The organism is Alcanivorax sp. (assembly GCF_002733835.1).
Classification (GTDB): domain Bacteria; phylum Pseudomonadota; class Gammaproteobacteria; order Pseudomonadales; family Alcanivoracaceae; genus Alcanivorax.
Genome location: NZ_NVWY01000001.1, coordinates 236439 through 256536, shown reverse-complemented (window position 1 = coordinate 256536; position 20098 = coordinate 236439). Strand labels below are relative to the sequence as shown.

21 protein-coding genes are annotated in these 20098 nt (G+C 59.8%); 9 read left to right on the top strand and 12 right to left on the bottom strand.

The window, feature by feature from the left end:
- Positions 1–27 precede the first annotated feature (27 nt).
- A complete protein-coding gene (gene pmbA / locus COA55_RS01220) occupies positions 28–1383 on the top strand; it encodes a metalloprotease PmbA (RefSeq protein WP_290500212.1) in 1356 nt (451 codons plus the stop codon).
- Between the two features lie 56 nt (positions 1384–1439).
- Positions 1440–2186 carry a BPSS1780 family membrane protein gene (locus COA55_RS01215; RefSeq protein WP_290500210.1) on the top strand — a complete coding sequence of 249 codons (747 nt, stop codon included), beginning with the start codon at positions 1440–1442 and terminating at the stop codon, positions 2184–2186.
- Between the two features lie 86 nt (positions 2187–2272).
- Here the strand turns inward: COA55_RS01215 and mgtE are convergent, their stop codons facing one another.
- The 11 genes from mgtE to COA55_RS01160 form a co-directional block, all read right to left on the bottom strand.
- A complete protein-coding gene (mgtE, locus tag COA55_RS01210) occupies positions 2273–3637 on the bottom strand; it encodes a magnesium transporter (RefSeq protein ID WP_063521366.1) in 1365 nt (454 codons plus the stop codon).
- Between the two features lie 105 nt (positions 3638–3742).
- The gene (locus tag COA55_RS01205; RefSeq protein ID WP_007150503.1) at positions 3743–4012 is read right to left on the bottom strand and encodes an HPr family phosphocarrier protein; all 270 of its coding nucleotides are present in this window, start codon (positions 4010–4012) and stop codon (positions 3743–3745) included.
- Between the two features lie 63 nt (positions 4013–4075).
- The gene (gene rapZ / locus COA55_RS01200; RefSeq protein ID WP_063521369.1) at positions 4076–4936 is read right to left on the bottom strand and encodes an RNase adapter RapZ; all 861 of its coding nucleotides are present in this window, start codon (positions 4934–4936) and stop codon (positions 4076–4078) included.
- Between the two features lie 106 nt (positions 4937–5042).
- Positions 5043–5516: a PTS IIA-like nitrogen regulatory protein PtsN gene (gene ptsN, locus COA55_RS01195; RefSeq protein WP_007151552.1), complete on the bottom strand. Its 474-nt coding sequence runs from the start codon at positions 5514–5516 to the stop codon at positions 5043–5045.
- A gap of 15 nt (positions 5517–5531) precedes the next feature.
- Positions 5532–5831 carry a ribosome-associated translation inhibitor RaiA gene (gene raiA, locus COA55_RS01190; protein ID WP_007151194.1) on the bottom strand — a complete coding sequence of 100 codons (300 nt, stop codon included), beginning with the start codon at positions 5829–5831 and terminating at the stop codon, positions 5532–5534.
- Positions 5832–5870: 39 nt separating this feature from the next.
- Positions 5871–7334 carry an RNA polymerase factor sigma-54 gene (locus COA55_RS01185; RefSeq protein ID WP_290500207.1) on the bottom strand — a complete coding sequence of 488 codons (1464 nt, stop codon included), beginning with the start codon at positions 7332–7334 and terminating at the stop codon, positions 5871–5873.
- 263 nt (positions 7335–7597) lie between these two features.
- Positions 7598–8323, bottom strand: a complete 726-nt coding sequence (gene lptB / locus COA55_RS01180; protein ID WP_063521368.1) for an LPS export ABC transporter ATP-binding protein — start codon at positions 8321–8323, stop codon at positions 7598–7600.
- Positions 8320–8922 carry a lipopolysaccharide transport periplasmic protein LptA gene (gene lptA, locus COA55_RS01175; protein ID WP_290500206.1) on the bottom strand — a complete coding sequence of 201 codons (603 nt, stop codon included), beginning with the start codon at positions 8920–8922 and terminating at the stop codon, positions 8320–8322. Before lptA ends, lptB begins: the two co-directional genes overlap by 4 nt.
- Positions 8897–9454 carry an LPS export ABC transporter periplasmic protein LptC gene (gene lptC / locus COA55_RS01170; protein WP_290500205.1) on the bottom strand — a complete coding sequence of 186 codons (558 nt, stop codon included), beginning with the start codon at positions 9452–9454 and terminating at the stop codon, positions 8897–8899. The genes lptA and lptC overlap by 26 nt, the downstream gene beginning before the upstream one ends.
- Complete coding sequence (locus COA55_RS01165) at positions 9451–9954, bottom strand: HAD hydrolase family protein (protein ID WP_290500203.1); 504 nt, start codon at positions 9952–9954, stop codon at positions 9451–9453. The genes lptC and COA55_RS01165 overlap by 4 nt, the downstream gene beginning before the upstream one ends.
- Positions 9955–10923 (bottom strand): KpsF/GutQ family sugar-phosphate isomerase, encoded by a 969-nt coding sequence (locus tag COA55_RS01160; protein ID WP_290500201.1) that lies wholly within the window; start codon positions 10921–10923, stop codon positions 9955–9957.
- A gap of 207 nt (positions 10924–11130) precedes the next feature.
- Between COA55_RS01160 and COA55_RS01155 the strand changes: the two genes are divergently transcribed.
- The 7 genes from COA55_RS01155 (at position 11131) to COA55_RS01125 (ending at position 18671) form a co-directional block, all read left to right on the top strand.
- On the top strand, positions 11131–11787 hold the full coding sequence (locus COA55_RS01155) for an ABC transporter substrate-binding protein (protein ID WP_290500200.1): 657 nt from the start codon (positions 11131–11133) through the stop codon (positions 11785–11787).
- A 127-nt stretch (positions 11788–11914) separates the two neighbouring features.
- Entirely contained in the window at positions 11915–12169 is a 255-nt protein-coding gene (locus tag COA55_RS01150; protein WP_007151304.1) for a BolA/IbaG family iron-sulfur metabolism protein, read from the top strand.
- A 55-nt stretch (positions 12170–12224) separates the two neighbouring features.
- Complete coding sequence (gene murA, locus COA55_RS01145) at positions 12225–13487, top strand: UDP-N-acetylglucosamine 1-carboxyvinyltransferase (RefSeq protein ID WP_290500197.1); 1263 nt, start codon at positions 12225–12227, stop codon at positions 13485–13487.
- Between the two features lie 17 nt (positions 13488–13504).
- Positions 13505–14149: an ATP phosphoribosyltransferase gene (gene hisG, locus COA55_RS01140; protein ID WP_290500196.1), complete on the top strand. Its 645-nt coding sequence runs from the start codon at positions 13505–13507 to the stop codon at positions 14147–14149.
- Between the two features lie 84 nt (positions 14150–14233).
- Entirely contained in the window at positions 14234–15532 is a 1299-nt protein-coding gene (hisD, locus tag COA55_RS01135) for a histidinol dehydrogenase (RefSeq protein ID WP_290500194.1), read from the top strand.
- Positions 15533–15605: 73 nt separating this feature from the next.
- Positions 15606–16733 (top strand): histidinol-phosphate transaminase, encoded by a 1128-nt coding sequence (gene hisC, locus COA55_RS01130; protein WP_290500193.1) that lies wholly within the window; start codon positions 15606–15608, stop codon positions 16731–16733.
- Positions 16734–17072: 339 nt separating this feature from the next.
- The gene (locus COA55_RS01125) at positions 17073–18671 is read left to right on the top strand and encodes a DUF4139 domain-containing protein (protein WP_290500191.1); all 1599 of its coding nucleotides are present in this window, start codon (positions 17073–17075) and stop codon (positions 18669–18671) included.
- A 167-nt stretch (positions 18672–18838) separates the two neighbouring features.
- Here COA55_RS01125 and COA55_RS01120 read toward each other — a convergent pair whose 3' ends face one another.
- The gene (locus COA55_RS01120; RefSeq protein WP_063538185.1) at positions 18839–19936 is read right to left on the bottom strand and encodes a trypsin-like peptidase domain-containing protein; all 1098 of its coding nucleotides are present in this window, start codon (positions 19934–19936) and stop codon (positions 18839–18841) included.
- Between the last annotated feature and the right edge of the window lie 162 nt (positions 19937–20098).

Sequence of the window (20098 nt, the reverse complement as noted above, 5' to 3'; positions counted from 1 at the left end):
AATACCCATCAATGGAACCGCTATTTTATGTCTGATTCCTCCGCAACGACAGCCGAACTCGATAATACGCAGCTACAACAGGCCAAAGATACGGCTGCCTGGCTTATAGAAGAGGCCAAACGACAGGGGGCCGATGCGGCGGAAGTGGGAGTCAGCCTGTCCCAGGGCTATTCAGTCAATGTGCGGCAGGGGGAAGTGGAAACGGTGGAATTCCACCGTGACCGAGGTGTGTCGGTGACAGTGTACAAGGGGCAGCGCAAAGGTCACGCCAGTAGCTCCGATGATAACCGCGACAGTTTGCGGGCGACCCTGGCCGCCGCCACGGCCATTGCCGGCTACACCGAAGAAGACCGTTATGCGGGGCTGGCGCCAGCGGCGGATCTGGCAAAGGAAGTGACAGACCTGGATCTGTATCACCCCTGGGCCATGGATACCCAGTCTGCCATTGAGCAGGCATTGCGTTGTGAAACCGTGGCCCGTGACGATGCGCGCATCGTCAATTCCGAAGGTGCCTCCGTCAATAGCGGGTCCAGCCTGCGGGTGTATGCCACCTCGGAAGGGTTTTTGCACGGCTACCGTGGCACCCACCACAGCCGTGTGTGCAGTGTGGTGGCGGAAGATGAGGCCGGGATGCAGCGCGATTACTGGTATGACGGTGGGCGTGTGGGGGATCGCCTGGCGTCTGCCGAAGCGGTGGGTGAGCAAGCCCGTGAGCGCGCCCTCGCGCGGTTGGGTGCTGAGGTGCCGCAAACCGGTGAGCTGCCGGTGATCTTCGCCCCGGAAGTGGCGTCGGGTCTGTTGGGGCATCTGGTCTCTGCGATCAGTGGCGGGGCACTGTATCGCCGCAGTTCTTTTCTGCAGGACAGTCTGGGCAAGGCGGTGTTACCGGCCGGGTTTCAGCTCACGGAAAACCCGCACCTGGCGGCGGGTAATGCGTCTGCGCCCTTCGATGGTGATGGCTTGCCCACCCGGGCTCAGGCGTTTGTGGAAGACGGTGTGCTGAAACAGTATGCGCTGGGCTTGTACGCCAGCCGCCGTCTGGATATGGCGCCCACCGGCAATGGTGGCGGGGTGCGCAATGTACGCATTACCGATACCGGTGATTCGCTGGCTGCACTGATGGCCAAGGTGCCGAAGGGTATTCTGATCACTGAAGTCATGGGCCAGGGCATCAATCTGGTGACCGGAGACTATTCTCGCGGGGCAAGCGGTTTCTGGTTTGAGAACGGTGTCATACAAGGTGCACTGCAAGAGTTTACTATTGCCGGTCATCTGGGGGAGATGCTGTTAGGTATTCAAGGTAGCGGCACGGATGTGGACTATCGCGGCAATATTGCCTGTGGGTCCCTGTTGTTGTCGCCTGTCAAGATTGCCGGCCGCTAATTTTGCCTGGTGTGATTCGTTTATTTTTTGACTCGGGAAAGGGAAGGAACCAGCTAATGAGTGATATGAATCCGTATCAACAGCCGCAATCGGATGTGGCCAACGCGGCGCCGGCCAGCGCCAATGAATTCACCATCATCGCGCCACGGAAAATCAGTGTGGGGGATGCCATGGGCTGGATTGGCAAAGGCCATGGCATGCTCAGTGGGCACTGGGGTGTGGTGCTTGGCGCGCTGGTCGTGACGGTGCTGATCACTTCTGCCTTGCAGATCATTCCGCTTCTGGGCGCGATTGCCCAGATACTGCTGACGCCGCTGCTGTATGCGGGCATCGTGAAAATCTTTCATCGTATCGATACGGAAAACCGTTCTGATTTCTCGGACCTGTTTGCCGGGTTTTCTGATCGTACCAGTCCATTGATCATGACCGCCGTGGCGCAGTTTGTGGTGCTGCTGGTGGCGGGTGTCGTATTGGGCGGCCTGTTTTTCCTGCTCGGCCGTGACGGCAGTACTGCAGCTATCGTGGTGCTTGGCCTGTTAGCCACGGTGGCCATGTTTGTCTTCATGTTCCTGTTTTACTTCGCCGTGCCGTTGATCTTCCTGGGCCAGAAAGGGGTGGTTGATGCCATGAAGCTGAGCCTGGATGCCTGCCTGAAAAATATTATTCCCTTCATCGTTTATACCCTGGTGATCTCCCTGATCCTGGTGGTGGCGGCGATTCCGCTCCTGTTGGGGTGGTTGTTCGTGATGCCGATTCTGGCCGGTGCGTACTACGTATCGTTCAAGCAGCTGTTTGTGGAATAAGTGCTGCAGCAGAAGGTGATGCACAAAAAAGGCGCCGCATTCGGCGCCTTTTTTGTTGTTGTGGGCTAATGAAGGCCGGTGTCTTGTTACGTTAGCAGGTGTGCATACAGCACCGTGGCCAGGCCGAGGAAAGCAAAGAAGCCGACAATATCGGTAATGGTGGTCAGCACCACGGACCCGGCCAGGGCCGGATCAATGCCCAGCTTCTTCATGGTGATGGGCAGCAGGGCGCCGGCGCTGGCCGCCATGACCAGGTTGATCACCATGGCGGCGGCGATGACCAGCCCGAGATTGGGGTCGTTGAACCACAGGCCGGCGGTAATGCCGATCACGGTTGCCCAGAGCAGGCCATTGATCGCGCCCACGGACAGTTCCTTGAACAGCAGGTAGCGGGTGTTGTTGGACTGGATCTGGCCCAGCGCCATGGCGCGGATGACCAGAGTCAGTGTCTGGCTGCCGGCAATGCCGCCCATGCTGGCCACGATGGGCATCAGGATGGCCAGCGCCACGACTTTTTCCAGGGTGGCTTCGAACAGGCCGATGACGGCCGAGGCGGCGAGCGCGGTCAGCAGGTTGATACCCAGCCACAGGGCCCGGCGCCGGGCGGTTTGCCACACGGAGCCGAAGGTATCTTCGTCTTCATCCAGACCGGCCATGCTCATCAGTGAGTGATCCGCTTCTTCGCGGATTACATCAACCACGTCATCAATGGTGATCCGTCCCACCAGCATGCCGTCTTCGTCCACCACCGGGGCGGTTACCAGGTCGTGGCGTTCGAAGATTTTTGCTACTTCGTGGGCGGGCAGGGTGGCGGTAATGGATTCCGTGTCGGTGATCATGGCTTCGCGCACGGTGGTGCCCGGGTCGCTGATCAGTACCTTGGTCAGCGGCAGCAGGCCGATGAACTGGTTTTTCCGGTTCACCACGGCCAGGTTATCCGTGGTGCGAGGAATTTCGCCGCGGCGACGCAGGTAGCGTTGAACAACTTCGAAGGTGATCTCCGGGCGCACGGTGATCACGTCCGTGTTCATCAGGCCACCGGCGGTGTCTTCCGGGTAGCTGAGCACATGCTCCAGCCGTTCGCGGTTCTGTTCGTCCAGGCTGGCCATCACCTGGGAGGTGACATGGTCCGGCAGCTCTTGCAGCAAATCCGCCAGGTCATCCGTGTCCAGTTCTTCTACCAGCGAGACCAGTTCGTCAGTGGACAGGTTGCGCAGCAGTTCTACCCGGACCTCTTCGCCCAGGTATTGCAGGACTTCGGATTCCTGGTCTTTATGCAGCAGTTGCCAGAGAATTTCCCGTTCCCGTGGCGGGGAGGATTCCAGTAAATGTGCCGCTTCCGCGCCGGGCAAATTGTTGATCAGCTGACGTACCTGGGTATAGGTACCGCTGGCCAGGGCGCGGTTAATGGCTTTTAAATGCTGTTGGCTACGGCTGCTATCGGCGGGCATGGCTCCTCCTTGCTGGAAGAGAGTTTACACGAGGCGGTGTGAAGGCCGAAGCGTGGCCGGTGGGATGGCGGTAAAGAGTGGTAAATTCCCCGGTGATTCGCTGGTTTACTCGCCTTCGTCGAAACAGCGGGCGAACAGGTCTTCCAGTTCGTCCATGGCGTGTTGTTCGTCTTCCCCTTCCACCTGGAAAGTGACGCTACTGCCTTTCGCTGCGCCAAGCATGAGCAGGCCCATGATGCTTTTTGCGTCGATGGTCTGGCTCTTGTGCAGGACCAGAATGCGGCTGTCGTAGCGGGAGGCCACGCTGACCACTTTGGCGGCCGCGCGGGCATGCAGGCCGAGTTTGTTGATTACGTCGAGTTTTTTTTCAATCATCGGGCGTCTTGTGGTCAGAAGTGATCTGAAAGGGAAAATGCCGGGTGTCAGGCCATGGTTGCCTTATTGCTCTCGGGGGAGTTCCCGGTGGCGAACCTGAAGCGCAATGCCTTTGTCGCGCAGAGTCCATGCCAGCTGCTCGGTGATAAAGACTGAGCGATGGCGCCCGCCGGTGCAGCCGATGGCGACGGTCACGTAGCTGCGATCACTGTGGGCAAACGCCGGTAACCAGCGCACCACGAAATCGCCGATGTCCTTGAGCATGTCGTGACTGGCCTGATGCTGGCTGAGGAAATCGATGATGCAGTCATCCTTGCCGGTAAAGGGGCGCAGGTCTGCATGCCAGTGTGGGTTGGGCAATACCCGTACATCGAACACCAGGTCCGCGTCGGTGGGCAGGCCATTCTTGAAGCCAAAGGATTCCAGCTGCAGAGACAGGGCGGCTTCACGGTGGGCCACCCGCTCGCGCATCAGGTTGCGCAGGGTGTGGACGTCGTGGTTGCTACTGTCGATAACCAGGTCGGCGCGCTGGCGGATGTTGGCCAGCAGTTCCCGTTCATGGCCGATGGCGTCGGCCAGTGAGCGCTCGCCAGTGCCCAGCGGGTGGCGACGACGGGTTGCGCTGAAGCGGGTCTGCAGGGTGTGGTCATCCGCGTCCAGGTAGACGATTTCACTGTGTACCTGCTGTTCGTTCAGGGCTTCAAGGATGTTGTCGAAAGCCAGTAACTGGGCGGGGAGGTTGCGGGCATCAATGCCCACAGCGACCCGTTCAATCGGAGGCTCGCCCTCGCTGAGCTGTTTCGCCAGTGTCGGCAGCATGCCGGCGGGCAGGTTATCGACACAATAAAATCCCTGGTCCTCCAGCGCTTGCAGTGCGGTGGTTTTCCCGGACCCGGAACGGCCACTAATAATCGTGAGTTTCATGGTTGCACCGCTGGCACGCCACACGCAGCGCGCTGGCACGCAAGATGGATAGACAAGGTGGCGTTTGGGGCGTGTTGCATGATGCGTGAAAGCCTGTTGCGTTCCTTCATGATGCCAGTCGCAACTCCGCTTCGGATTCTACGGCAGTTTGGTAGAGGTGCTGGTTGTCTGTGCTGTGGCGCAGTTCGGCGCGGTAGCTGTCGTCGTTGAACAGGGATGCCAGGTGGCTAAGTGTCTTGAGGTGCTGTTCCGGGTTGTCCTGGGGGACCAGCAACACAAACACCAGGTCCACGGGGTGCCCGTCAACGGCGTCGAAATCGATGGGGCTTTCCAGTTTCAACAACAGGCCGACTGCTTGCTGGCAATGTCCGAGCCGGCAGTGGGGAATGGCAATGCCTTCGCCAATGCCTGTGGAGCCCAGTTTTTCCCGGGCTACCAAAGCATCGAAGACCTCCTGTTCGTTGAGGCTGTCACAGCTGGCCGCGGCCAGCTGTGCAACCTGATCCAGCAGTTGTTTCTTGCTGCTGGCCTGCACGCCGTGATGGGTGCGGGCCAGAGTCAGTAGTTCGCGAACTCGCATAATTGTCGCTTTGGGTTAGTGACCGTGCTTGTGGCTGACGGCCTTTTCCTTGTGTTTGAGAATCTGGCGGTCCAGCTTGTCCGTCAGTTTGTCGATCGCTGCATACATGTCTCCGGCCTCAGCGGTGGCGAAGACATCGGCCCCGGAAATATGGATTGTGGATTCGGCTTTATGGGTTTTCGGTTCCGGAGAGAGAATAACCTGGACGCTGGTGATTTGATCGAAGTGGCGCTCCAGGCGGGAGAACTTATCACCCACATAGGCACGCAAGGCATCGGTAATATCCAGGTGATGACCGCTGATATTAATTTGCATGGCTGGCTCCTTTACCTGTTTGGGATCCGTCCTGGCGCCCTACACCAAACGCTTGCGGGCGCTGGAAGACGGTATTCGCATCGCCTCTCTGTATTTGGCGACGGTCCGGCGCGCTACATTGATTCCCTGCTCATTCAGCAAGCTGGCCAGCTTGTTATCGCTGAGCGGCTTGCGGGGATTCTCGGCAGCGACCAGCTTCTTAATAATGGCACGAATAGCGGTGGAGGAACACTCACCGCCGCCGTCTGTTCCCACGTGACTGGAAAAGAAATATTTCAGCTCAAAGACACCGCGGGGTGTCATCATGTATTTCTGGTTGGTGACCCGACTGATGGTCGATTCGTGCATCTCAACGGCGTCGGCAATATCCGCCAGAACCAGGGGCTTCATGGCTTCATCGCCATAATCGAAGAACCCCTGCTGCACATCGACGATGCGGGTGGCCACCTTGAGCAGGGTGTCGTGGCGGCTCTGCAGGCTCTTGATGAACCACTTGGCTTCCTGAACGCAATTGCGTAGATATTGCCCGTCTTCACCGCTGGTGTTGCGGGCGAGGCTGGCGTATTGCTGCTGCAGGTTGACCCGGGGGAGAACATCGTCGTTGAGGCTGACCTGCCAGCGGCCCTGGTGCTGGCGGACGATCACATCCGGTACGGCGTAATCTATCTGGGATTCGCCGATTTGTTCGCCGGGGGCCGGGTCCAGGGTGCGTAGCAGGGACAGGGCCTCCAGCAAAACCTCCTCGCTGATCTGCAGGGTGCGGCGCAGGGCGGCGTAATCGTGCTTTTCCAGCAGGTCCAGATGGGCCAGCAGGGCACAAGCTTCGTCACGCAGGGCGGTATCAGCGGGTAGTTGGCGCAGTTGCACGCCCAAACAGTCGGCCAGGTCGATGCTGGCTGCGCCCACGGGGTCGAACTGCTGCAGGCGGTGCTGCACGGCAAGGACTTCGTCGCGCTCGAGTTCATCGCCTTCGGTGAGCAGCTCCGGCTGGGCGTTCACCATGTCGACAATATCGTCCAGCGGCACGGTGATGTAACCGCGGTCGTCCAGGGATTCAATGATTGTCATGGCGATAATGCGGTCCACATCGCTCATGGGGGTCAGGTTCAACTGCCAGAGCAGGTGGTCCTGCAGGTTGCCGGAGACGGCGTGGCGTTGTTGCCATTCGTCTGCGTCGTCGGGGAGGGAGGCGGTGGCGCTGCTGGTCTGGCCGGAATAGATATCATCCCATTCGGTTTCCACGCCGGGCTCGTCCTGCACCAGCTCTTCCAGGGCGCTGTCACGCTCGGTGTCCAGCCCCTCGTCCTGACGCTCTTCGTCATGTTCGGGCAGGCTGTCGTCACCGAAATCGTCGGCCAGTTCCAGCAGCGGGTTGCTTTCCACGGCTTGCTGGATTTCCTGGCGCAGGTCCAGCGTGGACAGCTGCAAGAGGCGTATGGCCTGCTGCAGCTGCGGCGTCATGGTGAGCTGCTGGCCAATTTGTAGTTGTAGTGTGGGCTTCATACTGCTCGGTATTCTGCGGATCCCCAAAACACGAGAATACCAAGTGAATCATCAAACAAGCAATATTTGTGCCATAATATTTTGTGCGGTACGGCCTGGTGCGGAGTTGAAGGTTTAAAGTTCAAAGTTCAAGCGCGACTTTAGCCAGTTGTCGGTCTTGGCTGTTCTGTCGCGCTTCATCGGTAGCATCGCGGGTATGGCCTAGCCGTTGCAATGGGCTTCCCCGCGTTTTTCAACTTTACACTTTGTACTTTTAACTGCCTTTATAGTCGGAAATCGGCGCCCAGGTAGACGTCGCGCACTTGCTGGTTGGCAAGGATGATGTCCGCATCGCCGGAGGCAATGATATGGCCGGCGCTGACGATATAGGCGGTATCGCAGATATCCAGTGTTTCACGTACATTGTGGTCAGTGATCAGCACGCCGATGCCGCGGTCTTTCAGGTGGCGGATGATGCCCTTGATGTCGTTCACCGAGATCGGGTCAACCCCGGCAAAGGGTTCGTCCAGCAGGATGAAATCCGGGTCGGTGGCCAGGCCGCGGGCAATCTCCGCCCGGCGGCGCTCACCGCCGGACAGGCTCATGCCCAGCGAATCGCGAATGTGCCCGATGTGGAATTCCTTGAGCAGGCTTTCCATGCGTTCGTGGCGCTCTGCCTTGCTCAGTTCCTTGCGGGTTTCCAGAATCGCCATGATGTTCTCTTCCACCGTCAGGCGACGGAAGATGCTGGCTTCCTGGGGCAGGTAGCCGATGCCGCGCTGGGCGCGACCGTGCATGGGCAGGTGGGTGATGTCGCCGTCATTGATTTCGATGCGGCCGGCATCCGCTTCCACCAGGCCAACGATCATGTAGAAGCAGGTGGTTTTGCCGGCTCCGTTGGGGCCCAGCAGGCCAACGATCTGACCGGCTTCCACGTCCAGGGAAACGTCCTCGATGACCCGGCGGCCCTTGTAGCTTTTTGCCAGGTGGTGGGCGCGTAAGTGGCTCATGGTGTGCTGGGCTCCGCATCAGGTGAGGCGGTGTTGCTGTCCTCACTGGGGGTGTCTTTTTCGTTGCTGGAATCGCCACCGGTGGCGTCGGCGTCACCGCTGGTTTCGCGGGTTTGATTCTCGGCGGGGATCACCAGGCGAACCCGCTGGTCGCCTTCACTGCTGGCATCCACGCGCTTGGAATCGAGGCTGTATTCCACCTTGGCGCCTTCAAATGTATTGCCTTGATGTTCGATGTAGGCGTCGCCGGTGAGGACCAGGGTGCGAGCGTTAATGTCGTATACCAGGTTTTCAGCGTGGGCATTCAGCCCCTCGCCTTCCTCCATGCGCACGGGCGAGCCGGCAGCTTCCACCCGGACCAGGTCGCCATTTTTGGTGAACAGACGCATTTCGTCAGCAAACATTTTTCGCTTGCCCTGAATCAGCTCCACGTTGCCCCGGTACAGGCCGCTGCCAGCATCCTGTTCGAAGCGGCCACTGTCTGCCGTGACCTGAATGGGGCCGTCCATGGGGGCGGCCTGAGCGCCCAGGGGCAATGCCGCCAGCAAGGCCAGTGCGGCGAGGCGGCGGGTGCTATGAAGCGGGTGCTTCAAACTCACTCTTCACTCCTTGTTTCAGGTTCAGAATGCCCTTGTCGAGATCGGCTTCCAGGGCGCCGGCACGAGTCTGGCCGGAGTCGAATGTCATTTCCACTTCGCCGGGTGTTGTGGCGATATTGGTGTCGCTGTTGAAGCGCAGTTCGTCGGTGTCCAGGTTCACTTTCTGGGTGGGGTTGTCCACGTTGACCTTGCCGAGAAAAGTGATCAGGTCGCCGTTGTCTTCCACGGTGCCTTGCTCGCTGGTGATGGTCCAGCTGCCTTTGTCGTTCGCCATTACCAGCACGGGGGCTTCCATTTCGGTAAGGGGGTTATGGTCAAACTGCACCAGGTTGTCGGCGGTCAGGTGATATTGCAGGGTGCCGTCTTTTTCGCTGAAGGCGCGAGCGGTGACGTCGTCGGCGATAATGGCCGGCGCCATCATCACTGCGTTGTCCTGCCCGGGCAAGGTGCTGTCCCACTCGTGGAGCGTCATCAGCATGACCAGCCCCAGCATCAGAATGCCGGTGGCGCTGAGTAGTCCCTGACGCTTCATGCCTGGCTCCGCAGGGCAAGAATGGCGTCGCAGATTTCCCGCACTGCGCCTTCGCCGCCGCGGCGCTCGGTAACGTGATCGGCGGCGGTTTTGGCGCAGTCGTGGGCGTTGGCCGGGGCAAAACTCAATTGGGCCCAGAGCAGGGCGCTCACATCGGGTTCGTCGTCGCCGGCATAACCGGTTTCGTGGGCGGCGATGTTCAGTGAATCGGCCAGCGCTTCCAGTGCCACTCCTTTGTCTTCGCGACCCTGGATGACATGTTCAATGCCCAGGTCTGCCGCGCGTTTGGCCACCATGGGGGAGTTGCGCCCGGTGATGATGGCCAGGGTCACGCCGCTGGCGGCCAGTTTTTTCAGGCCATGGCCGTCCAGGGTGTTGAAGACTTTCAGTTCTTCGCCCTGGGGGCCGAACAGCAGGCGGCCGTCGGTCATGACGCCGTCCACGTCGAATGCCATCAGGCGCAGGTTCTGGGCATCAACGGAGGAAAATTGCATGGGCATTTATACCACCCCCGCGCGTAGCAGGTCCTGCATGTTGAAGGCGCCAAGGGGCTTGCCCGCATCATCGCACACCATTAGCCCGTTGATTTTACGGGTCTCCATGACTTGCAGGGCTTCCGCCGCCAGGTGACCCGGCGCGATGGTGATCGGGTCGGTGACCATGACGTCGGCAATGGTGGCTTTGCGAATATCGATGTCCCGGTCGAATATGCGGCGCAGGTCACCATCCGTAAAGATGCCCGCCAGGGTGCCGTCGTCGTGGGTGACGGCGGTCATGCCCAGGCCTTTATGGGTCATTTCCAGAAGGGCTTCGCTGAGTGAAGTATCCGTGCTGACCACGGGAAGCTGTTCGCCAGCGTGCATGATGTCATCCACTTTCAGTAGCAGGCGACGGCCCAGGCTGCCACCGGGGTGGCTGAGAGCAAAGTCTTCCGGGGTGAAGCCACGGGCTTCCAGCAGGGCGATGGCCAGAGCGTCGCCCATGGCCAGAGCGGCCGTGGTGGAGGAGGTCGGCGCCAGGTTATGGGGGCAGGCCTCTTCTGCGACCGCGACGGTCAGGTGTACATCGGAAAGTTGTGCCAACGCGGATTGTGGGCGGCCGGTCATGCCAACCAGGCCGGTGCCCTTGCGTTTGATCACAGGCAGAATGGCTAGCACCTCGGCGGTTTCGCCGGAATTGGAGAGCGCCAGTACCACGTCGTCCGGGGTAATCATGCCCAGGTCGCCATGGGAGGCTTCGCCGGGATGCACAAAGAAAGAGGGGGTGCCGGTGCTGGCCAGGGTGGCCGCCAGTTTGCTGCCCACATGCCCGCTTTTGCCCATGCCGGTGACGATCACCCGGCCTTTGGCATTCAGCATCAGATCGCAGGCAGCAGAAAAGCGGGTGTCCAGGCTGTCTTTCAGGGCATCCACGGCCCGGGCTTCGATATCCAGCACCCGTTGACCGACGCTGATATGGTCGTGACTCATGCGTTCTCCTTGGCGTTGGCGGCGATTATACACCGGTTGCCCCCTTCACGTTGACCCGAAATCGGTAACCTGGTCTCTACGGCGGGAACCGTATCGAACTCTGTGACTCCAATAAAACAACCAAGGTTCACGATGTTGCCGCTGTTGATGACTGGACAGGGGGTAAAGAACACCGTAAAACCGCCGGAGACTAACAGGGAGTAATCTATGCATTTGCAACGGTATATTCGAACGTGGCTGCACGCCGGCCTGGTGGTTGTATTGGCAGGCATGGCCACATTGGCTCATGCCGAGAGCGACCCGCGCCAGGTGGTGTCGGAAGCCGTGGAGCGCATGACATCCCGCATCGAGGCGGAGCGCGAGGCGCTCAAGGCGGATCCGGAAAAGGCCAAGGCGCTGGTCCGTGAAGAGCTGGCCGACCTGGTGGATTTCAAGCGCATTACCCGCATGGTCATGGGCGACTACTTTGGTCCGTCCAGCAAGGAGCAGAAATACCGTTTTCTGGATGTGTTCAAAAACAGCCTGATCAACACCTATGCATCCGGCATTACCTTGTATGACGGCCAGAAAATCGAAACCCTGCCCATGCAGGAGGGGGATCGTAAAGGTGACTATGCACGGGTGCGCATGGAGGTGAAAACCAACTCCGGGCAGGTGGTGCCGATCTACTACACCCTGTTCCTGCGTGATGATCAGTGGAAAGTGATCAACGTGTATGTGAATGGCCTGGATTTGCGCGATACCTTCAAGAGCCAGTTCGCCCAAGGCATGCAGCAGTACAACGATATCGACAAGGTGATCGATAACTGGTCTGCGGATGCCAAGATTGATGCCGGGATCGACGAGGCCAAACAGGGCGAGTGAACCCGCCTGCCGTGGTAAGGGGCAGCGTGCTCGCGTATTATTACGCCCTTGATGACGATTTGATGGAGCGGCTGCAGGCCGCTCCAGTGCTGTTTGGGCCTGACCAGGGCCCTGTTGAGGAGCAAAGATGAATCCGGAAGAAGTTCAGGCATTGGTTGATGCCGGTTTTGACAATGCCGATGTGGCAGTGGAAGGCGGCGGTGACCGGTTCCAGATTCGTGTGGTGTCAGAGGCCTTTGCCGGGCTGATGCCGGTGAAACGCCAGCAGCTGGTGTACGCCACCATCGACGAGCAGATCAAAAGTAACACCATCCATGCCGTGCAGATTATTGCCTTTACCCCGGCGGAGTGGGAAAAAGCCCAGAACCAGGGTCTGTCCTGACCCCGGCCCCAGGCCGAAAACGGGCTGGAAGAACGCAACCATCTAGAGACTGTTCATGGATAAATTGATCATCACCGGCGGCCAGCGGCTGGACGGCGACATTCGTATTTCCGGGGCCAAGAATGCGGCGTTGCCGATTCTGGCCGCCACGCTGCTGGCTGATGAGCCGGTGACGGTGGGAAATCTGCCGCACCTGCAGGACGTGACCACCCTGATCGAACTGCTCGGCCGGATGGGCGTCCATGTGGTGATCGATGACCGCATGAATGTGGAAGTGAATGCCACCACCATCAAGGAACTGACCGCTCCCTACGAGCTGGTGAAAACCATGCGCGCGTCGATTCTGGTGCTGGGCCCCATGGTCGCGCATTTCGGCAAGGCGTCGGTTTCCTTGCCCGGTGGTTGTGCCATTGGCTCGCGTCCGGTGGATATTCACCTGCGCGGTCTGGAAGCCATGGGCGCGGATATCGAAGTGGCCAATGGCTATGTGAATGCCAGTGTGGACGGCCGTTTGAAGGGCGCTCGCATCGTTATGGATGTGGTCACCGTGACCGGTACCGAAAACCTGATGATGGCGGCGGCGCTGGCCGACGGCACCACCTACCTGGAAAACGCAGCCCGTGAGCCGGAAGTGGTAGATCTGGCCAACTTCATTAATGCCATGGGTGGCAAGATCAGCGGGGCGGGCACCGACACCATTACCATTGAAGGGGTCGAGCGTCTTACCGGCTGTCACCATCAGGTCGTTGCCGATCGCATCGAAACCGGTACCTACCTGATTGCCGCTGCCATCACCGGTGGCCGTATCAAGACCAAGGACACCGTGCCGGGCATTCTTGATGCGGTGCTGCAAAAGCTGGAAGAGGCCGGGGCGAAAATTACCACCGGCGATGACTGGATCGAGCTGGACATGGAGGGGCGTCGCCCGAAAGCCGTGTCCCTGCGCACCGCGCCGTACCCGGCCATGCCCACGGATATGCAGGCCCAGTTCATGGCCCTGAATCTGGTGGCTGAAGGCACGGGCACCATCGTCGAAACCATTTTCGAAAACCGTTTCATGCACGTGCAGGAAATGAACCGCATGGGAGCGGACATTGAAGTGCAGGGTAATACCGCCATTTGCCGGGGAGTGGAACGGCTTACCGGTGCGCCGGTGATGGCCACCGACCTGCGCGCCTCGGCCTCACTGGTGATCGCGGCGCTGGCGGCATCCGGTGAAACCACGGTGGACCGCATCTACCATATTGATCGCGGCTACGAGTGCATCGAAGAGAAACTGCAATCGCTGGGCGCGGTTATCCGTCGCGTACCACGCTGATCGGATCGGGACCTGTGATGAGCAAGCCATTGACCATCGCCCTCTCCAAAGGGCGTATTCTCAAGGAAACCCTGCCGCTGCTGAAAGCCGCAGGCATTGAGCTGCTGGAAGACCCGGCGGCCTCACGCAAACTGATTTTCGACACCAGCCGTGACGACGTCAAAATCATCATCATCCGCGCCACGGACGTGCCGCCCTATGTGCAGCATGGCGCGGCGGATATCGGTGTGGCCGGCAAGGACGTGCTCATGGAGCACGGCGGTGACGGGGTCTTTGAACCGGTGGATCTGGACATTGCCCGCTGCAAATTGATGGTGGCGGCCATGAAGGACGCCCCGGAAACCGGCAGCCGCCTGCGCGTGGCCACCAAGTTTGTGAATGTGGCCAAGGCCTATTACGCCCAGCAGGGCAAACAGGCAGAAGTGATCAAGCTGTATGGCGCCATGGAATTGGCCCCGTTGGTGGGGCTGGCGGACCGCATCGTGGATATTGTCGATACCGGCAATACCCTGCGCGCCAACGGCCTGGAGCCCACCGAGCTGATCGCCCACATTTCTACCCGTGTGATCGTCAACCGGGCCAGCATGAAGACCCGTCACAGTGATATCCAGACGATCCTGGACAAGCTGGCCGAGGCGGTGGCGTCTCGCAAGGCGGGTTAAGTTAACGCTTGCATGCAACACGCTTCACGCGGTCACGCGGGTGGCTGGATGTGTGCGGGCCTGTTGCGTTGAACGAGAGAGATCATGGAAACCACCTGGCTTAACGCCCAAGATGCGGACTTCGATGCCAAGCTGGCCGCGCTCACCGCCTGGTCGGAAGAACGCGATGACGAAGTGGCCGATCGCGTGCGCGGCATTCTCAAGTATGTGGCCCGGCGCGGCGACGCGGCACTGGTGGAATACACCAACCGCTTTGATCGTCGTGACGTAGCGAGCATGGATAAGCTGGTGGTGGATCACGCCCAGTTGCAGGCTGCGCTGGCGCGCATTCCTGCCGAGCAGCGTGAGGCCCTGGAAGCCGCCGCCGATCGCGTGCGCCGTTACCATGAAAAGCAGAAGCAGGATTCCTGGCACTACCGCGAAGCCGATGGCACCTTGCTGGGCCAGCAGGTGACGCCACTGGATCGGGCCGGCATCTATGTGCCCGGTGGCAAGGCGGCGTATCCCAGTTCCGTGTTGATGAATGCGCTGCCGGCAAAGGTGGCCGGTGTGGGCGAAATCATCATGGTCTCGCCCGCCCCGGACGGCATTATCAATGACATGGTGCTGGCGGCGGCGGCCATCGCCGGGGTCGACAAGCTCTTTACCCTGGGCGGCGGGCAAGCCGTGGCCGCGTTGGCCTACGGCACCGAAACCGTGCCCGCGGTGGACAAAATTGTCGGTCCCGGCAACATCTATGTGGCCGAAGCCAAGCGGCAGGTGTTTGGCAAAGTGGGCATCGACATGATTGCCGGTCCCTCGGAAATTCTGGTGGTTTGTGACGGCAAGACCGACCCGGACTGGATCGCCATGGACCTGTTCTCCCAGGCGGAGCACGATGAGGAAGCCCAGGCGATTCTGGTGTCCCCGGATGCGGCGTTCCTGAATCAGGTGGCCGAATCCATGGAAAGCCTGGCGACGACCCTGGAGCGCGAGACCATTATTCGTACCTCCATGAAGCATCGCGGTGCACTGATTCAGGTGAAAGACCTGGATCAGGCCATTGAGATCGCCAACCGCATCGCCTCCGAACACCTGGAATTATCCATTGATGACGCGGAGCAGTGGGCGAAAAAAATTCGTCATGCCGGTGCGATTTTTCTGGGCCGTCACACGCCGGAAGCGCTGGGTGATTACTGTGCCGGGCCAAATCACGTGCTGCCCACCAGCGCTACCGCGCGCTTTTCGTCGCCGCTGGGCGTGTACGATTTCCAGAAGCGCAGCTCGTTGATTGGTTGCTCCCCGGACGGGGCCAGCACCCTGGCAAAAATCGCCTCCCCGCTGGCGCGCGGCGAAAGCCTGACGGCCCACGCGCGCAGTGCGGAATATAGAATTAAACGCTAGAAGCCAGATGCCAGACGCCTGACGTGCGGCCTCTTTGTCCGGCGTTTGGCGTCAGGCTTCCGGCGGAGAACTTATGAGTCAATACTGGAGCGACTTCGTTCATGGGCTGGAGCCTTATGTGCCCGGCGAGCAGCCCAAGATGGACAAGCTGGTAAAGCTGAACACCAATGAGCATCCGCTCGGCCCGTCGCCGAAAGTGATTGAGGCGATCCGCGCTGAGGCGGACGAGCGGCTGCGGCTGTACCCGGACCCGGACAGCAGCCAGCTCAAGCAGGCCATCGCCGATTACTATTCCAATCAAGGTTACGGGATCGAGCGTTCCCAGGTGTTTGTTGGCAATGGCTCCGACGAAGTGCTGGCGCACCTGTTTATGGCGTTTTTCAAACAGGATCAGCCGCTGCTGTTCCCGGATATTACCTACAGCTTCTACAAGGTCTATTGTGGCCTGTATCAGATCGACTACCAGCCGGTGCCGCTCGATGGTGAGTTGGGCATTGCGGTGGATGATTATCTCGCCGGCGACAAGCCGCGCCCCAACGGCGGTATTATTTTTCCCAATCCCAATGCGCCCACCGGCAAGCTGTTGCCGCTGAGTGAGATTGAGCGCCTGTTACAGATCAATACGGAAACCCTGGTGGTGATCGATGAGGCGTACATCGATTTTGCCGGTAGCCCGGGGCAGGGCGACACCACGGCAATCGCCCTGGTAAACCGCTACCCGAATCTACTGGTTACCCAAACCCTGTCAAAATCCCGCTCCCTGGCCGGCTTGCGTATCGGGCTGGCAGTGGGTGATGAGGCCTTGATTGATGGTCTGAATCGCATCAAGGACAGCTTCAACTCCTACCCACTGGATCGTCTGGCCATTGCCGCCGGCGTGGCCGCGTTTGAGGATCAGGAATGGTTTGAAAAAGGCTGCGAGCAGGTGATTGGTCAGCGTGAGTGGCTCACCGATCAGCTGGCGCAGCGGGGCTTCGACAGTTTGCCCTCGGCGGCCAATTTTCTCTTTGCCTGCCACGAGAGGCATAGTGGTGCTGAACTGGCCCAGGGGCTGCGCGAGCAAGGCATTATCGTGCGCCATTTTGGCAAACCCGAGCGCATCGCCGACTACCTGCGGATCACCGTGGGCACGCCAGAACAGAATCAGGCGCTGATTGCGGCGCTGGACGGGTTGAGTGAAAAGCTGAAAACTGAAAGTTAAAAAGCGTGGAATAAGTTTTGCCACATGCAGACAAAGAGGCCGTGCCCACCCTTTGGGCGCGGCCTCTTTGGGTTAACGGGTAGAGTCGCGCTTGAACTTTGCATTTTATGAAGACGGCGATACTACCGTGGGAAGCGATGCTTGCATCGCGAAGGCGCTTTAGCTTTGCACCGTTGTTCGTGATGCGAGCATTACTTCCCACAGATATTACCAATGTTGGCTTTTTCAGAGGTCTTCTCGCTCCTAAATCGCCTGTTGGCCGAAGTCAGGGTTTGCCCGCTTGAACCTTTCCCATACCTGCGGTACTAACAGGCATCGCCCAACGCAAAGGCCTTAATAATGAAACGTTCGCTACTGCTCGCCTGTGCCCTGATTCCGATTCCCCTTTTTGCCGCTGACTTTGCGGTTACCGCTCCGGTGAGCAAGGCCGTGTTGTTTCCCGCCCAGGCCCATCTCAGTCGTACGTTCTCCCAGGCTTTGCCCGCCGGTGAGCACCAGCTGGTGGTGAAAGGTTTGCCGGAGCTGGATCTGGATAGCCTGCAGGTGGCCGTGAAAGGGGCCAGGTTGCTGGGGATGCAACAAGGGTTTGCCATTGCTGAGGGCGATATCTCGGCCCGTCGTGCCGAGCTGGATGCGGCGATTCTTGACCTGGAGCAGGCCATGGCCGCCGCCCGCGCGGCTGATAGCCTGGACCAGCAACAGATCAATCATCTGCAATCGCTGATGGGGCAGGCGCCACAGGGTGAGGCCGTGTTTGCCCAGGTGCCGGTGGAAAAATGGGCCAGTGCTTGGGAGTCCATTGGCAAGGCGGTGGCGCAACGACAGGCGGCGATTAATCAGCGTGTGGTGACCCGGGAAGAACAGCAACGCAAGCTGGAGGCGCTGCGGCAGGAGCGGCAGCAGCTGGGGCAGGGGCAGACTCGCAGCCGCGAACTGGTGCTCACTGTCGGTGCTGACGCGTCGGCCACCGCGCAGGTGGAGTTGCAGTATTTTACCGGCCAGGCCGGCTGGCAGAATCAATTGCGGGTCGATCTGGATAGCGGTAGTGAAACGGTTGCCGTTACCGGTATTGCGCTGATTCATAACCGCACTGGCGAGGACTGGCAGAATGTCAGTGCCACCCTGGGGCTGGTGCCGGCCGGTTACCGTCACCTGCCGGATCCGCAGCCCTGGATAGTGCGTCTGGCGACGCCGCAACCGGCAATGCGCAAACAGTCCCTGCGCAGCGTGATGGCGGAACCGGCCGCCTTCGAAGCCGATATGGCTGAGCATCTGCAGGCGATGCCGGTGGCCGCTCCGGTGGCTCACGGTTTTGATATGCGCGTGCCGCTTTCGTCTCCGTTGTCTCTGGCCAGTGGCAACGCCAGTGCCCGTGTGCCCTATCAGCAGGCTGAACTGCCGGTGACGCTCAGCCGCGAAAGTTATCTCTGGCAGCAGCCGGCGGTGTTGCTGGTGGGGGAATGGAAGAATACCAGCGCGCTGCCCTGGTTGGCGGGGCGCGTCACTTTGTTGCGCGATGGTCAGCGGCTGGCCCGTTACCACCGTGGCGACAGCATCAAGCAGGGCGAAAAGGTGAAGATGAGTTTCGGCGATGATCCGCGCCTGCAGATTGCCGTGGTTCGCGAGCCATCACAGCAAGGAGAAGTCGGCCTGATCAGCAAGGAGAAGACCCTGTCTGCGCTGAAAAACATCACTCTGACGTCCCATTACGACAAGGCGGTGACGGTGAATCTGCTGGATCGCCTGCCGGTGGCCGGTAACGAGGATATTGTTGTCACGGCCAAAGGCAAGGCCGCAGATGCCCGCGACGTGGATGATGTGAAAGGGCTGCAACGCTGGCAGTTCACCTTGCCCGCCGGGGGGGAAGAAAGTTTCAAACAAGGCTTCGAAATTCGCTACCCGGAAGGGGCAATGCTGAGCGGTGTAGAAGGGCTTTAAAGGCAATTAATAGTTAATAATGAATAATTAATAGTGCGCGAGACAGGTTCTCTGTCTTGAAACGCAAGAGGCCGCGCCCATGGTTTGGGCGCGGCCTCTTGCGTTTTGTATAGCCTGAAAAAAAGACCGTGTAGTTATTAATTATTCATTATTAACTATTAATTGCCTCATTCCGTTTCCGCCGGTGGGCGCGTGCCGATGACCACGTCCACGGACAGGGGCTGACGGTTGCGGATCACTTCCAGGGTTACTTTGTCGTCCGGTTTCATCCCGGCAATCCGGTTCATGGCTTCGTAGCCGTCGGCCATCACGTCGCCGTCGATTCCCACCAGAACGTCGCCGGGCTGGAGGCCGCCTTTATGGGCAGGGCTGTCGACCACCACTTCAGTGACCACGCCTCCGCGTACGTCTTCCATGCCAAAGGTGTCCGCCAGTGACGGAGTCATGTCCTGCACGGTGACGCCCAGGTAGCCACGAATCACACGGCCATGTTCGATCAGGTCACTCATCACTTCCTTGGCAATGGAGGCGGGGGTGGCAAAGCCGATGCCTTGCCAGCTGCCGTCCGCAGACAGGATGGCGGTGTTGATGCCGATCAGGTGGCCGCGGGTATCAATCAGCGCGCCGCCGGAGTTGCCCCGGTTAATGGCCGCGTCGGTCTGGATAAAGTTCTCAAAGGTGGCGATGCCCAGGTGGCTGCGGCCGGTGGCACTGACGATGCCCATGGATACTGTCTGACCCACACCCAGCGGGTTGCCGATGGCGAGCACCACATCGCCCACCTGCACCGGGCCGTTACCGTTCAGCTCGACTTCGGGTAAATCTTCCAGGGCAACATGCAGCAGTGCCAGGTCGGTTTCCGGGTCCGTGCCCACCACCCGGGCGGGGGCGTCCCGGCCATCACGCAGGGCCACCAGAATTTCATCCGCATCGCGGATGACGTGATAACTGGTCAGCACATAGCCGCCGTCGTCGACAATTACCCCGGAGCCCAGGCTGCTCAGGGCGCGTTCACGGCGGGGTTGTTCCATAAAGCGGTTGAACAGCGGGTCTTCGGCCACGTCCTCGTTGGTGATGATCTGGGTGGTGTAGATGTTCACCACCGCCGGGGCCGCATGGTTTACCGCGCCGGCATAGCTGGCGACGCCGGTGTCATGCTGTGCGGGCTCAGCGTTGGGGCCCCACTGGTACCACCACAGGGCGACAAGGCCGACGGCCAGGCCGGTAATCACCGGGCCGGCCAGAAAACGAAGCAGTTTGATCACCGGTAATGCCCCCGTTTATGCGGTTCCCCTTTTTCGTCAGAGCCTGGTGAAGGGCCTCTGGCGAGACAAGTGAGGGGTCTGATAGGTAAACTGCGCGCAATAGTAGAACCTGTGAATGGTGATTGCTACCACCGGTTGGCTGTGGCAAATGGTCGCGCGCCA